Here is a 13,979-nt window from a genome sequence, read left to right as displayed (position 1 = left end):
CCTGCAAAAAATTCATCTTAGGCGCTGGAAAAGTAGCCGAAAAAATTTGTATCAGGAATAATCTGCACTGTCTTTGAACGCGTCTCGCATAACATTTCTATTCGGCTGGTATCAGGCCGATGAAATCCCTATAATTGCCGCGTTTGACGCTCAGGCGTCGTCCTTCCTTACATCCAGGTTACTCAGGTCGCAAAATTTATGACTGATAAGTCTCATCAGTGCGTCATTATAGGCATCGCCGGCGCATCGGCTTCAGGTAAAAGTCTCATTGCCAGTACGCTTTACCGTGAATTACGTGAACAGGTCGGTGATGAGCACATCGGCGTTATTCCAGAAGACAGCTATTACAAAGATCAAAGCCATCTGTCGATGGAAGAGCGTGTCAAGACCAACTATGACCATCCCAGCGCGATGGATCACAGCTTGTTATTCCAGCATCTTCAGGCTCTGAAGAACGGTACCGCCATTGAGCTGCCCGTCTATAGCTATGTTGAACACACCCGTCTGCAGGAAACGGTGCGCATTGCGCCGAAAAAGGTCATTATCCTCGAAGGGATCCTGCTGCTCACCGACGCCCGTCTGCGCGAATCCATGAACTTCTCGATTTTTGTCGACACACCGCTCGATATCTGCCTGATGCGCCGTATCAAACGCGACGTGAACGAACGCGGCCGCTCCATGGATTCGGTGATGGCGCAATATCAGAAAACGGTCCGCCCAATGTTCCTGCAGTTTATTGAACCGTCCAAACAGTACGCCGATATCATCGTGCCGCGCGGAGGTAAAAACCGCATCGCTATTGATATTCTGAAAGCGAAAATCAGCCAGTTTTTTGAATAACACGCGCGAATTGTGTACCGTTCAAAGATAACCGGGCTCGCCCTCCGGCTCTGGTGGCCTGAGGGCGCGCTGCACGAAAGGAGAAAGTGATGCGTCTTTGTGATCGAGATATTGAAGCCTGGCTGGACGAAGGACGTCTGAGCATTACCCCGCGCCCGCCGGTCGAGCGCATTAACGGCGTGACTGTCGATGTCCGTCTGGGGAATAAGTTTCGTACCTTTAGCGGCCATACCGCGCCCTTTATCGACCTCAGCGGGCCGAAAGATGAAGTCAGCGCCGCACTCGATCGAGTGATGAGCGACGAAATCGTGCTGGACGACGGCGAGGCGTTCTATTTACATCCGGGTGAACTGGCGCTGGCCGTCACCTTTGAATCCATCACCCTGCCTGCGGATCTGGTCGGCTGGCTCGACGGGCGTTCGTCGCTGGCGCGTCTGGGGCTGATGGTACACGTGACCGCGCACCGTATCGATCCAGGCTGGTCAGGGCGTATCGTACTGGAGTTTTTCAACGCCGGTAAACTGCCCCTGGCACTGCGTCCGGGCATGATGATTGGCGCGTTGAGTTTCGAGCCGTTAACCGGCCCGGCGGCACGTCCGTACAACCGCCGCCAGGACGCTAAATATCGCGATCAGCAGGGTGCTGTCGCCAGTCGTATTGATAAAGATTGAGCTTAAATCCGGTCCATTGAGGAAGCCATGAGAAGAGTTCTGACAACGCTGATGATTTTGCTGGTGGTGCTGATTGCAGGCCTGTCAGCGTTGGTTCTGCTGGTCAATCCCAATGACTTTCGCGCCTACATGGTGCGTCAGGTGGAGGCGCGCAGCGGCTATGTCCTGAAGCTGGATGGCCCGCTGCGCTGGCACGTCTGGCCGCAGCTTAGCATCCTGTCCGGGCGCATGTCGCTCACCGCGCCAGGGGCCACCGAGCCGCTGGTGACTGCCGACAATATGCGCCTTGACGTGGCGTTAATGCCGCTGCTGTCGCATCAGCTACAGGTCAACCAGGTGATGCTTAAAGGGGCGGTGATCCAGCTGACCCCGCAGACCGAAGCAGTTCGTAATGCCGATGCCCCGGTGGCACCGCGGGAAAATACCCTTCCCGATAAAGCGGAAGATGCAGGCTGGTCATTTGACATTGGCCGTCTGAAGGTGGCCGACAGCGTGCTGGTGTTCCAGCACGAGGGTGATGAGCAGGTCACGGTTCGCAATCTCAACCTGCAGATGGAGCAGGATGAACATCACAAAGGTAAAATCGATTTTAGCGCCCGCGTGAACCGCAATCAGCGCGATCTGAACCTCGCGTTTAGCGCTAACGTCAACGCTTCTGACTATCCGCATCTGCTGAGCGCTGACATTCAGCAGCTCACCTGGCAACTGACCGGCGTCGATCTGCCGGCGCAGGGCATCAGCGGGCAGGGCACGCTGCAGGTTCAGTGGCGCGAGGAGCAGAAACAACTCGCGCTTAACCAACTCAATCTGCAGGCCAATGACAGCGCCCTTACCGGGCAGGCCAGCGTGATCCTGGGAACCGACCCGCAGTGGAACATGAACCTGCAATTCGACAGGCTCAATCTGGAAAATCTGCTCCCGGCGCAGGCGACCGCAGCGGCAAATAACCAGGCGGTACAGCAGGGGCAAAATCAGGCCAGAGCCCAGCGCCCGGTCATCGCCTCCAGTCTGGACGAGCCCGATTACAACGGTCTGCGCGGCTTCAGTGCCGATATCCAGCTCAAAGCCAACAGCATTCGCTGGCGTGGGATGGACTTCACTCAGGTCAGCAGCCAGATGAGCAACAAGAACGGGCTTCTGACCATTGCGGAACTGAGCGGTAAATTGGGGGAAGGGCAGCTCTCCTTGCCCGGCACGCTCGACGTGCGTAAAGCCACCGCCCAGACCACCTTCCAGCCGCGTCTTGATAACATTGAGATCGGCACCATCCTGAAGGCTTTTAATTATCCGATTGCGCTGACCGGTAGCCTGAACCTGGCCGGGGATTTCTCCGGCAGCAAGATTGACGCGGAAGCCTTCCGCCACAACTGGCAGGGTAAGGCGCATCTGGAAATGCACAATACCCGCATGGAAGGGCTTAACTTCCAGCAGCTGGTGCAGCAGGCGGTAGAGCGCAGCAGTAACGTGAAGGTCAAAGACAACTTTGACAATGCGACCCGTCTGGACAGCTTTGTCACCGATCTGACCCTGGACAAGGGGCAGGTGACGCTGGAGGGGATGCAGGGCGAATCACCAATGTTGATGCTCGAAGGCAACGGCACGCTGGATCTGGTTAAGGAGACCGCCGACACCCGCTTCAAAGTTCGCGTGCTGGAGGGCTGGCTTGGCGAAGGCAAGCTGGTCGATTTCCTAAAAACGACGCCGATCCCGCTGAACGTATACGGCAAATGGCAGGCACTGAACTACAGCCTGCAGGTGGACCAGCTGCTGCGTAAGCATCTCCAGGATGAAGCGAAACGTCGTCTGAGCGACTGGGCGGAGAAGAATAAAGATTCAAAGAACGGGAAAGATGTGAAGAAGTTGCTGGATAAGCTTCAGTAGCGCTATCTCCCCTCACCCGAGAGGGTGAGGGGAACCGCATCACACCTCGTAATCCACATCATCCTCCGTGATCAGCGGGATCAGCTGCACCTTCTGCACCCGGTGGTTCTCCACCTCCAGCGTTTTCAGCGCGTAATCACCCACCTGCACCTCTTCGCCCGGCTGGGGTATCCGCTGCAGGTTCTCCATCAGCAGCCCGGCGATGGTGTGATATTCGCGCTTATCGTCCAGCGGCAGCGGCACATACTGCACCAGATCTTCCAGCGGCATATGGCCGTTGGCGGTCCAGCTACCGTCGGCGTTTTTCTGGATATCATGCCGGGCGTCAATCTCTTCCACTTCGTTCGGCAGGTTACCCGCGATAGTCTCCATTACGTCGCTGAGGGTGACAATCCCCTCCACGGAACCAAACTCATCCACCACAAAAGCAAAGTGGGTGCGCGCGTTACGGAACTGCTCCAGGGCCTGCAGCAGCGGCAGCACTTCCGGGAAGACCAGCGGCTGGCGGATCAGCACCCTCAGGTTTAACGGCTCGCCACGCAGTTGCTGATTGAGCAGGTCAATCACGTGAACCACACCCAGCAGCTCCTCTTCCCGGTCGCTACCGGTGACCACAATGCGGGTGTGCTGGTTTTTATCCAGCAGCGCACGGATGGTCGCCTCCGGGGCATTAAGGTCGATGTGCTCAATATCATGGCGCGAGGTCATGATGCTGCTGACGGAGCGCTGGTTCAGGTGGAGCACCCGCTCAATCATCCGCCGCTCCTGAGGGGCGAAGATCGGGCTGTTGTCATGGTCGGCAAGCAGCGAGGCGGACTGGGCATCCAGTTCAGCATCCTCTTTTTTGCCGCTCAGCAGACGGATAACCGTATCCGCGGTGCGCTGGCGCAGCGTCTGATTGGCTGAGAGGAAACGGCGGCGGTTGAAGATCGCCAGCTGGTTCAGCGCCTCGATAATCACCGAGAAGCCGATTGCGGCGTAGAGATACCCTTTCGGAATATGGAAACCAAAACCGTCCGCCACTAGGCTGAAGCCGATCATCAGCAGGAAACTCAGGCAGAGAATGACAATGGTCGGGTGGTCGTTAACAAAGCGCGTCAGCGCCTTGCTGGCCATCACCATCAGTGCAATGGCAATAATGACGGCGGCCATCATAACGGGCAGATGATCGACCATCCCCACGGCGGTGATGACGGAATCCAGCGAGAAGACGGCGTCCAGCACCACGATTTGTGCCACCACCGCCCAGAACTTCGCCCCGCGGCGCTGGGTGGGGTTCTCGCTGTCCTTACCTTCAAGCCTTTCGTTGAGTTCGACAGTGGCTTTGAAGATCAGGAAAAAACCACCAAACAGCATGATCAGATCGCGGGCGCTGAAGCCAAAGCCGTGGACGGTAAACAGCGGGCGGGTGAGGGTCACCAGCCAGGAGATAGAGGCCAACAGCAGCAGGCGCATAACCATCGCCATTAACAGACCGGTGATGCGGGCGCGGTCGCGCTGAGCAGGGGGCAGTTTTTCGGCGAGAATAGCGATAAAGACCAGGTTATCGATACCGAGCACCAGTTCCAGCACCACCAGGGTGACCAGACCGGCCCATATTGATGGATCTGCTATCCATTCCATAGTGAGAGTAATACCTTTCGTTATATGACAATTGTCACATTTCGATCATGGATACTGCGCCAGAAAAATGCAATGCCGGCCTGGCATTTATCTGCATAGATTTTCCTTATCTGGCCGGTAATAAACCCTGCATTCTGTACGTTAATATCGGAATAATTCCGAATAAATTAAAATAAGAAATATCGCAGGGTCTCTGGCGTTATTTAATAATGTCAATATAAAGCTATTCCTAAAAACACGGAAATGCGACCGTTAATATTATTCTTAAAAGCCACGCCTTCGTTGATGATTCCTTGCCTGCTTTTCGGATAGCTGCAACAATTCTTTCAGCATCAAATAGCGGTCGTTTTTGGTGCTATTTCTGTGTCGGTTTAATGACCTGAAAAATGTATATCGTGTTCGGATTAATCCTGCCCGTTATATTTTCTCATTAAACCCTGTCAAAGAGGGTGTTTGCCCCTAACTAGCTGTTTAAACAGTAGATTGGTAACTGAAAGCCAAGGGCGGTAGCGTGCCTGAAAGCGTGTTAATCAGCCTTGATTATTCTGTCAATAGCCTGAGAGCGAATAAGCTTCTTTTAGGACTGATGCCAGTTATATTTCTCTTTTATTGACTGCATGCTAAAAGTAATACGCCTTCGCACTTATTTAAATGCACAGGATAATTACTCTGCCATAGTGATAAATAATCAATGATGAAATCCAAAATGAAATTGATGCCATTATTGGTCTCTGTGACCTTGATGAGTGGTTGTACGATCTTCCCCGGCAGCAATATCTCAACTTCCGGTAAGGATGTGATTAAACAGCAGGATGCTGATTTTGACATCAACCGCATGGTTAACGTTTATCCCATGACCCCGCAGCTGGTTGAACAATTACGCCCTCGCCCGATTGTCGCTCGGCCGAATGTCGATCTCGACCAGGAGATCGCCAACTACCAGTACCGCGTCGGGCCCGGGGACGTGATTAACGTCACCGTCTGGGATCACCCGGAGCTGACCACACCGGCGGGGCAGTATCGTAGCTCCAGCGATACCGGCAACTGGGTTCAGGCGGATGGCACCATGTTCTATCCCTATGTCGGCAAACTTCGCGTGGCGGGCAAAACGCTCGCACAGATCCGTAGTGATATTACCGGCCGTTTAGCGCAGTACATCGCTGACCCGCAGGTGGACGTTAATATCGCCGCATTCCGTTCGCAGAAAGTCTATGTCTCCGGCCAGGTGAATAAATCCGGCCAACAGCCGATCACCAACGTGCCGCTGACGGTGCTTGACGCCATCAACTCCGCGGGCGGGCTTACTGATGGCGCCGACTGGCGCAATGTGGTGCTGACCCATAAAGGCAAAGAGGAGCGTATCTCCCTGCAGGCGCTGATGCAGAACGGCGATCTGAGCCAGAACCGTCTGCTCTATCCGGGCGACATCCTGTTTGTGCCACGCAATGACGACCTGAAAGTGTTCGTGATGGGTGAAGTGAAGAAACAGAGCACCCTCAAGATGGACCTGAGCGGTATGACCCTGACCGAAGCGCTGGGCAACGCGGAAGGGCTGGATATGAGCACCTCCGATGCCAGCGGTATCTTCGTCATCCGTCCGATTACAGGAAACAATGCGAACGGCAAGATTGCCAACGTTTACCAGCTGGATATGTCTGATGCCACCTCACTGGTGATGGCGACCGGCTTCCGCCTCCAGCCGTATGACGTGGTCTATGTCACCACCGCGCCGATAACGCGCTGGAACCGTGTGATGAACCAGCTGATGCCGACCATCAACAATATCCATACCATGACCGACACGGTACATCAGTACCACAACTGGTGATAACGATGTTTAACAAAATTCTGGTGGTTTGTGTGGGGAATATCTGCCGTTCCCCTACCGCTGAGCGGCTACTTAAGCAGTACCAACCGCAGCTCACCGTGGCGTCAGCCGGATTGGGTGCGCTGGTGGGCAAAGGGGCCGATGAGCGTGCAAGTCAGGTTGCGGCGGAGCATCAGCTTTCACTCGACGGGCATTGCGCCCGTCAGGTGACGGCCAGCCTGTGCCGTGACTACGACCTGATCCTCGCGATGGAAAAACGCCACATTCATGCCCTGTGCGATATCGCACCGGAGATGCGCGGCAAAGTGATGCTGTTTGGTCACTGGGACAACGAGCGTGAGATCCCCGACCCGTACCGCAAAAGCCATGAAGCGTTTGAGGCGGTTTACACCTTACTCGACCAGTCTGCCCGCCAGTGGGCAGAGGCACTGAACGTTCAGCAGGGATAATAATGACAGCAAACGTAAAACCTTCTGCCGCCCCGAGCGCGGGCAGTGATGAAATTGATATTGGTCGTCTGATCGGGACCGTGGTCGAGGCGCGCTGGTGGGTGATTGGCATCACCGCGCTCTTTGCCGTTGCGGCGGTGATTTACACCTTTTTTGCCACCCCGATCTACAGCGCCGACGCGCTGGTACAAATAGAGCAAAACACCGGCAATTCCCTGGTGCAGGACATTGGATCGGCGCTGGCAAACAAGCCGCCCGCCTCGCAGGCGGAAATTGAGCTGATCCAGTCCCGCCTTGTGCTGGGAAAAACCGTGGACGATCTGGACCTCGATATCGGCGTCACTAAAAACACCTTCCCGGTGTTTGGTGCGGGCTGGGACCGGTTGATGGGCCGTCAGAATGACACGGTTAAAGTGACCACCTTCCAGCTTCCTGCCGGGGGCGCCAGCCATGAGTTTACCCTCGAGGTGCTGGGGAAAGACCAGTATCAGCTTACCAGCGACGCCGGGTTTAGCGCCCGCGGCAAGGTGGGGGAGATGCTGAATAAAGATGGCGTGAGCATGATGGTCAGCGACATCCATGCCCAGAGCGGCAGCGAGTTCACCGTCAGCAAATTCTCAATGCTCGGGATGATCAATAACCTGCAGGGCAACCTGTCGGTCACCGAAACCGGAAAGGATACCGGGGTGCTGAGACTGACCTTTACCGGCGAGGATAAGGACAAGATCCGCGACATCCTCAACAGCATTACCCGCAACTACCAGGCGCAGAACGTGAAGCGTAAGTCGGAAGAGGCGTCAAAAAGCCTCGACTTCCTCGCGAAACAGCTCCCGGAAGTGCGCGCCCATCTGGATCAGGCCGAGAACAAGCTCAACGCTTTCCGTCAGGATAAAGACTCCGTCGACCTGCCGCTCGAAGCGAAGTCGGTGCTGGATTCGATGGTCAATATCGACGCCCAGCTCAACGAGCTGACCTTTAAAGAGGCGGAAATTTCCAAGCTCTATACCAAACGCCATCCGGCCTACCGTACGCTGCTGGAAAAACGCCAGACGCTGGAAGAGGAAAAAGCCAAGCTCAATAACCGCGTCACCGCGATGCCAAAAACCCAGCAGGAGATCCTGCGTCTGACCCGCGACGTGGAGTCTGGCCAGCAGGTCTATATGCAGCTGCTGAACAAACAGCAGGAGCTGAAGATCACCGAGGCGAGCACCGTTGGCGATGTGCGTATTGTCGACCCGGCCATCACCCAGCCGGGCGTGCTGAAGCCGAAGAAGGCGCTGATTATTCTCGGCAGCATTATTCTCGGCCTGATGCTCTCCATCGTCGGCGTACTGCTGCGCTCCCTGTTTAACCGTGGGATCGAAAGCCCGCAGGTGCTGGAGGAGCACGGCATCAACGTCTACGCCAGCATCCCGCTGTCGGAGTGGCAGAAGTCGCGCGACAGCGTCAAAACCACTAACGGCGTTAAACGCTACAAACAGAGCCAGCTGCTGGCAGTCGGTAACCCGACGGATCTGGCTATCGAAGCTATCCGCAGCCTGCGCACCAGTCTGCACTTCGCCATGATGCAGGCCAGCAACAACGTGCTGATGCTCACCGGGGTCAGCCCGTCGATCGGCAAGACCTTTGTCTGCGCCAACCTGGCGGCGGTAGTCAGCCAGACCAACAAGCGCGTGCTGCTGATCGACTGCGATATGCGTAAGGGCTACACCCACGAGCTGCTCGGCACAAACAACGTTAACGGTCTGTCGGACATTCTGCTGGGCAAGGGCGATATCAGCCAGTGCGCGAAGCCGACCTCCATCCCTAACTTTGACCTGGTCACGCGCGGACAGGTGCCGCCGAACCCGTCGGAACTGTTGATGAGCGAACGCTTTACCCAGCTGGTGAAGTGGGCCAGTGAAAACTATGACCTGGTGCTGATCGACACCCCGCCAATCCTCGCAGTAACGGATGCGGCAATTGTCGGTCGCCATGCGGGCACCACGCTGATGGTGGCGCGCTACGCGGTGAACACCCTAAAAGAGGTGGAAACCAGCCTCAGCCGCTTCGAGCAGAACGGCATTCCGGTGAAAGGGGTGATCCTCAACTCCATCTTCCGCCGCGCCACCGGGTATCAGGATTACGGGTATTACGAGTACGAATATAAGTCGGACAGCAAGTAATGAGCCATTCGGGGAACACCATGACACCACGTCCTTTGATTTCCATTTATATGCCGACATGGAACCGTCAGCAGCTGGCGATCCGTGCGATAAAATCGGTATTGCGCCAGGATTATGACCACTGGGAATTGATCATCGTTGATGACTGCTCCTCCTCGTACGAGCAGCTCCAGAAGTTTGTCGCTGACCTGGACGACCCGCGGGTGATCTACACCCATAACCCTATTAACTCCGGCGCCTGCGCGGTCCGCAATCAGGCTATTCTGCAGGCCTCCGGCCAGTATCTGACCGGTATTGACGATGACGACGAGTGGACGCCAAACCGGCTGTCGACCTTCCTGGCGCATCAGCACCACCTGGTTACCCACGCCTTTTTGTACGCCAACGACTACGTTTGCGAGGGGGAGGTCTACTCTCAACCCGCCAGCCTGCCGTTGTACCCAAAATCGCCGTACTCCCGCCAGCTGTTCTACAAGCGCAACATCATCGGCAATCAGGTCTTTACCTGGGCGTGGCGCTTTAAGGAGTGCCTGTTCGATACGTCGCTTGCCGCCGCCCAGGATTACGACATCTTCCTGCGGATGGTGGTGGAGTATGGCGAGCCGTGGAAGGTAGAAGAAGCCACCCAGATCCTGCACATCAATCATGGTGAAATGCAGATCACCTCGTCGCCGAAAAAATTCTCCGGCTACTTCCACTTCTACCGCAAGCACCGGGACAAGTTCGACCGCGCCAGCCGCAAGTATCAGCTCTTTACGCTGTATCAGATCCGCAATAAGCGGATGAACTGGCGCACCCTGTTGACGCTGATTTCGGTCCGTAACGGTAAGCGTCTGGCCGACGGACTGCGGGGGAAATAATGGTGCTGGAAGATTGTCGCGCAAACAGCTGGAGCCTGCGCCCCTGCTGCATGGTCCTGGCCTACCGGGTGGCCCATTTTTGCTCGGTGTGGCGCAAAAAAAACGTCCTCAACAATCTGTGGGCGGCGCCGGTTCTGGTGCTTTACCGCCTCATCACCGAGTGCATCTTCGGCTACGAAATCCAGGCCGCGGCCACCATCGGCCGCCGCTTCACCATTCACCACGGCTATGCCGTGGTGATCAATAAATTCGTGGTCGCCGGGGATGATTTTACTATCCGTCACGGTGTGACCCTCGGTAACCGCGGCCCGGACAGCCTGGCCTGTCCGGTCATCGGCAATAACGTTGAGCTGGGCGCCAACGTGGTGATGATCGGTGATATCACCGTCGGTAATAACGTCACCGTGGGGGCGGGAAGCGTAGTGCTGGATAGCATCCCCGACAACGCGCTGGTGGTGGGCGAGAAGGCCCGCGTGAAGGTGATCAAATGAACATTCTGCAATTTAACGTTCGTCTCGCCGAAGGCGGGGCGGCAGGGGTGGCGCTGGATCTGCACCAGCGCGCGCTGCAAAAAGGACTTCATTCGCGCTTTATCTACGGCTACGGCAAGGGCGGTAAAAAAAGCGTCAGCCACGATCGCTATCCGCAGGTGGTGAAACATACCCCGCGCCTGACCTCGGTGGCCAATATTGCCCTGTTCCGTCTGTTTAACCGCGATCTGTTCGGCAACCTCAACAGCCTGTACCGCACCGTGACCCGCACCCCGGGCCCGGTAGTGCTCCATTTTCACGTCCTGCACAGCTACTGGCTGAAACTGGAAGAGGTCGTGGCGTTTTGCCAGAAGGTGCAGGCGCACAAACCCGACACCACGTTCGTCTGGACCCTGCACGATCACTGGAGCGTTACTGGCCGCTGCGCCTTTACCGACGGCTGCGAAGGCTGGAAAGAGAGTTGCAAGAAGTGCCCGACGCTCAGCAACTATCCCCCGGTGAAGGTAGATCGCGCTCACCAGCTGGTGGACGGCAAACGCCAGCTGTTCCGCGACATGCTGGCGCTGGGCTGCCAGTTTATCTCTCCCAGCCAGCATGTGGCCGACGCCTTTAACAGTCTTTACGGGGCAGGGCGCTGTCGGATCATCAACAACGGCATCGACGTGGCGACGGAGGCCATTCTGGCGGAACTGACGCCGGTCGCCGTCACGCCGGGCAAACCGAAAATCGCGGTAGTGGCGCACGACCTGCGCTACGACGGCAAAACTAACCAGCAGCTGGTGCGCAACATGATGGCGCTCGGCGATAAGATCGAGCTGCACACCTTCGGCAAATTCTCGCCGTTTGAAGGGCCGAACGTGGTGAACCACGGCTTCGAAACCGACAAACGCAAACTGATGAGCGCCCTGAACGGGATGGATGCGCTGGTATTCAGCTCCCGGGTGGATAACTACCCGCTGATCCTGTGCGAAGCGCTCTCCATCGGGGTGCCGGTGATCGCCACCCACAGCGACGCCGCGCGGGAAGTGCTGGAAAAATCGGGGGGCAAAACCTTCAGCGAAGAGGAAGTGCTGCCTCTGGTGCAGCTGGCGAAAGCGGATATCGCCCAGGCGGTATTTGGCACCTCCCTTGAGGCATTCCGCACCCGCAGCCGCCAGGCCTACAGTGGACAACAGATGCTGGAGGAGTATGTCTCGTTCTATCAGAATCTGTAGCTATCTGCTGCTGCCGCTCATCTACCTGCTGGTCAACGTCAAAATTGCCCAGCTGGGTGAGAGCTTCCCCATTACCATCGTAACCTTTTTACCGCTGCTGCTGTTGCTGTTTGTCGACAAAATCAGCGTGAAAAAGCTGATGATAGCGCTGGGGCTGGGGGCGGGACTGACGGCCTTTAACTACATTTTTGGACAGTCGCTGGATGCCAGTAAATACGTTACTTCCACCATGCTGTTTGTCTATATCGTCATCATTATTGGCATGGTGTGGAGTATTCGCTTTAAAACGGTCTCGCCGCACAATTATCGGAAGATCCTCAGGTTCTTTTATCTGGTCATTGGAATCATTGTCACCCTCGCCGCACTGGAGATGGCGCAAATTATTCTGACCGGCGGCAGTAGCCTGATGGAAATAATTTCGAAATATCTTATTTACAGTAATAGCTATGTACTGAATTTCATTAAATTTGGCGGCAAGCGTACCACAGCGCTCTATTTTGAACCGGCATTCTTCGCTCTGGCGTTAATCTCAATTTGGCTCAGCATCAAACAGTTTGGTATCAAAACGCCTAAGAGCGATGCTATGATTCTTGCAGGAATTGTTCTGTCAGGATCGTTCTCCGGGGTGATGACGTTTATTCTGTTTTACCTTCTGGAGTGGGCGTTCCAGTATCTGAATAAAGAGGCGATCAAGAAAAAGTTACCTTTAGCGATCATTTCATTGTCCGTCTTTTTAGTCGGGGTGGTATTTGCCTTCCCGTATATTTCCGAACGTCTGGGTGATTTGGGCACCGAAGGATCATCCTCTTATTACCGTATTATCGGTCCGCTGGTGATGGTGGGGTACTCTTTAACCCATATTGACGGTGTAGTCAGATTTGGCTCACTTTATGAATATGTCGCATCATTCGGAATCTTTAACGGTGCGGACGTCGGGAAAACAATAGACAATGGTTTGTATCTGCTGATTATTTATTTTTCATGGTTCGCAGTATTATTAACGGCGTGGTATCTGTTTAAAGTTTTCAAAATGATGATCAGCGCCTTTGGTGATAATCAGAATTTTCGCGTACAGCTTTATCTCTTTACGCCAGTATCGCTGTTTTTTACCGGGTCAATATTTAGCCCAGAGTATGCATTTTTGATTGTATGCCCGTTTATTTTGCGCAAAGCGCTTAATATTACGCATTCATAACGAGGTGGTTTATGTTACTAAGCGTTATTACTGTCGCCTTTCGTAACTACGAGGGCGTGGTAAAAACCTGGCGGTCGCTGCGCAATCTGGCAGGCGATCCCAGCCTCAACTTTGAATGGATTGTGGTGGATGGTGGTTCGAACGACGGCACCGCAGAATTCCTCGAAAAACTGAATGGTGAGTATAACTTACGCTACATCAGCGAGAAAGATCGCGGTATCTACGATGCCATGAATAAAGGTATCGACATGGCGCAGGGGCGCTATGCCATCTTCCTTAATTCCGGCGATATTTTTCATGACGACGTAGCGCAGTTTGTCCGTCAACTCGTTCGAGTCCAGGATAACGCTATGTATATGGGCGATGCGTTACTTGATTTCGGTGATGGAAATAAAGTGCGCCGTACGGCGAAACCGGGCTGGTATATTTATCACAGCCTGCCGGCCAGCCATCAGGCGATTTTCTTTCCACTGAGCGGGTTAAAAACGTACCCGTACGATCTGCAGTACCGCGTTTCATCGGATTACGCTCTGGCCGCTCGGCTGTATAAAGCCGGATATCCTTTTAAACGTCTGCCAGGTCTGGTTTCTGAATTTTCGATGGGCGGCGTGTCAACGTCGAATAATCTGGAATTATGCCAGGATGCCCGCAAGGTGCAACGCGACATATTACGCGTGCCGGGTGTATGGGCGGAATTATCTTATTTATTACGTCTTAAAACCACGGGTAAAACCAAAGCCTTATATAACAAAGTCTGAATAT

General features: G+C 54.9%; 12 protein-coding genes. 11 read left to right on the top strand and 1 reads right to left on the bottom strand.

Features of this window, described 5'->3' with window-relative positions; translation table 11 throughout:
* Positions 1 to 198 precede the first annotated feature (198 nt).
* The 3 genes from udk (at position 199) to asmA (ending at position 3,392) form a co-directional block, all read left to right on the top strand.
* Positions 199 to 840, top strand: coding sequence for a uridine kinase (gene udk, locus GNG26_RS14855; protein ID WP_032612454.1), 642 nt, complete (start codon positions 199 to 201; stop codon positions 838 to 840).
* 89 nt (positions 841 to 929) lie between these two features.
* Positions 930 to 1,511: a dCTP deaminase gene (gene dcd, locus GNG26_RS14850; RefSeq protein WP_103180230.1), complete on the top strand. Its 582-nt coding sequence runs from the start codon at positions 930 to 932 to the stop codon at positions 1,509 to 1,511.
* 27 nt (positions 1,512 to 1,538) lie between these two features.
* On the top strand, positions 1,539 to 3,392 hold the full coding sequence (gene asmA / locus GNG26_RS14845) for an outer membrane assembly protein AsmA (protein WP_156239317.1): 1,854 nt from the start codon (positions 1,539 to 1,541) through the stop codon (positions 3,390 to 3,392).
* 39 nt (positions 3,393 to 3,431) lie between these two features.
* On the opposite strand, the gene GNG26_RS14840 is transcribed toward asmA, so the two are convergent.
* Entirely contained in the window at positions 3,432 to 5,015 is a 1,584-nt protein-coding gene (locus GNG26_RS14840) for a TerC family protein (protein ID WP_103825075.1), read from the bottom strand.
* A gap of 691 nt (positions 5,016 to 5,706) precedes the next feature.
* Between GNG26_RS14840 and GNG26_RS14835 the strand changes: the two genes are divergently transcribed.
* Genes GNG26_RS14835 through wcaE form a run of 8 tightly spaced genes read left to right on the top strand, consistent with a single transcriptional unit; the run spans position 5,707 to position 13,975 of the window.
* A complete protein-coding gene (locus GNG26_RS14835; RefSeq protein WP_103825076.1) occupies positions 5,707 to 6,843 on the top strand; it encodes a polysaccharide export protein in 1,137 nt (378 codons plus the stop codon).
* 5 nt (positions 6,844 to 6,848) lie between these two features.
* Positions 6,849 to 7,292, top strand: a complete 444-nt coding sequence (wzb, locus tag GNG26_RS14830) for a low molecular weight protein-tyrosine-phosphatase Wzb (RefSeq protein WP_103180226.1) — start codon at positions 6,849 to 6,851, stop codon at positions 7,290 to 7,292.
* Positions 7,293 to 7,294: 2 nt separating this feature from the next.
* Positions 7,295 to 9,457: a tyrosine-protein kinase Wzc gene (gene wzc / locus GNG26_RS14825; protein WP_156239316.1), complete on the top strand. Its 2,163-nt coding sequence runs from the start codon at positions 7,295 to 7,297 to the stop codon at positions 9,455 to 9,457.
* 20 nt (positions 9,458 to 9,477) lie between these two features.
* The gene (wcaA, locus tag GNG26_RS14820) at positions 9,478 to 10,317 is read left to right on the top strand and encodes a colanic acid biosynthesis glycosyltransferase WcaA (RefSeq protein ID WP_103825101.1); all 840 of its coding nucleotides are present in this window, start codon (positions 9,478 to 9,480) and stop codon (positions 10,315 to 10,317) included.
* 2 nt (positions 10,318 to 10,319) lie between these two features.
* A complete protein-coding gene (wcaB, locus tag GNG26_RS14815) occupies positions 10,320 to 10,808 on the top strand; it encodes a colanic acid biosynthesis acetyltransferase WcaB (RefSeq protein WP_103181109.1) in 489 nt (162 codons plus the stop codon).
* The gene (gene wcaC, locus GNG26_RS14810) at positions 10,805 to 12,022 is read left to right on the top strand and encodes a colanic acid biosynthesis glycosyltransferase WcaC (RefSeq protein WP_156239314.1); all 1,218 of its coding nucleotides are present in this window, start codon (positions 10,805 to 10,807) and stop codon (positions 12,020 to 12,022) included. Before wcaB ends, wcaC begins: the two co-directional genes overlap by 4 nt.
* Positions 11,997 to 13,217 carry a colanic acid polymerase WcaD gene (wcaD, locus tag GNG26_RS14805; protein WP_114314505.1) on the top strand — a complete coding sequence of 407 codons (1,221 nt, stop codon included), beginning with the start codon at positions 11,997 to 11,999 and terminating at the stop codon, positions 13,215 to 13,217. Before wcaC ends, wcaD begins: the two co-directional genes overlap by 26 nt.
* Before the next feature lie 11 nt (positions 13,218 to 13,228).
* Positions 13,229 to 13,975, top strand: coding sequence for a colanic acid biosynthesis glycosyltransferase WcaE (wcaE, locus tag GNG26_RS14800; protein ID WP_103180222.1), 747 nt, complete (start codon positions 13,229 to 13,231; stop codon positions 13,973 to 13,975).
* Positions 13,976 to 13,979: the final 4 nt, after the last annotated feature.

Origin of the sequence: Leclercia sp. J807 (assembly GCF_009734465.1) — a bacterium.
In the GTDB taxonomy this organism is placed as follows: domain Bacteria; phylum Pseudomonadota; class Gammaproteobacteria; order Enterobacterales; family Enterobacteriaceae; genus Enterobacter.
Note: the sequence above shows the minus strand (reverse complement) of the source record. Positions and strands in the feature narration are given on the sequence as shown.

What these genes read in the sequence shown, in the direction of transcription:
- wzc (WP_156239316.1), top strand. Translation starts at nt 7,295, where the DNA reads ATGACAGCAAACGTAAAACCTTCTGCCGCCCCGAGCGCGGGCAGTGAT.
- GNG26_RS14835 (WP_103825076.1), top strand. Translation starts at nt 5,707, where the DNA reads ATGATGAAATCCAAAATGAAATTGATGCCATTATTGGTCTCTGTGACC.
- wcaC (WP_156239314.1), top strand. Translation starts at nt 10,805, where the DNA reads ATGAACATTCTGCAATTTAACGTTCGTCTCGCCGAAGGCGGGGCGGCA.
- wcaD (WP_114314505.1), top strand. Translation starts at nt 11,997, where the DNA reads ATGTCTCGTTCTATCAGAATCTGTAGCTATCTGCTGCTGCCGCTCATC.
- dcd (WP_103180230.1), top strand. Translation starts at nt 930, where the DNA reads ATGCGTCTTTGTGATCGAGATATTGAAGCCTGGCTGGACGAAGGACGT.
- GNG26_RS14840 (WP_103825075.1), bottom strand. Translation starts at nt 5,015, where the DNA reads ATGGAATGGATAGCAGATCCATCAATATGGGCCGGTCTGGTCACCCTG.
- wcaA (WP_103825101.1), top strand. Translation starts at nt 9,478, where the DNA reads ATGACACCACGTCCTTTGATTTCCATTTATATGCCGACATGGAACCGT.
- wcaE (WP_103180222.1), top strand. Translation starts at nt 13,229, where the DNA reads ATGTTACTAAGCGTTATTACTGTCGCCTTTCGTAACTACGAGGGCGTG.
- wzb (WP_103180226.1), top strand. Translation starts at nt 6,849, where the DNA reads ATGTTTAACAAAATTCTGGTGGTTTGTGTGGGGAATATCTGCCGTTCC.
- udk (WP_032612454.1), top strand. Translation starts at nt 199, where the DNA reads ATGACTGATAAGTCTCATCAGTGCGTCATTATAGGCATCGCCGGCGCA.
- asmA (WP_156239317.1), top strand. Translation starts at nt 1,539, where the DNA reads ATGAGAAGAGTTCTGACAACGCTGATGATTTTGCTGGTGGTGCTGATT.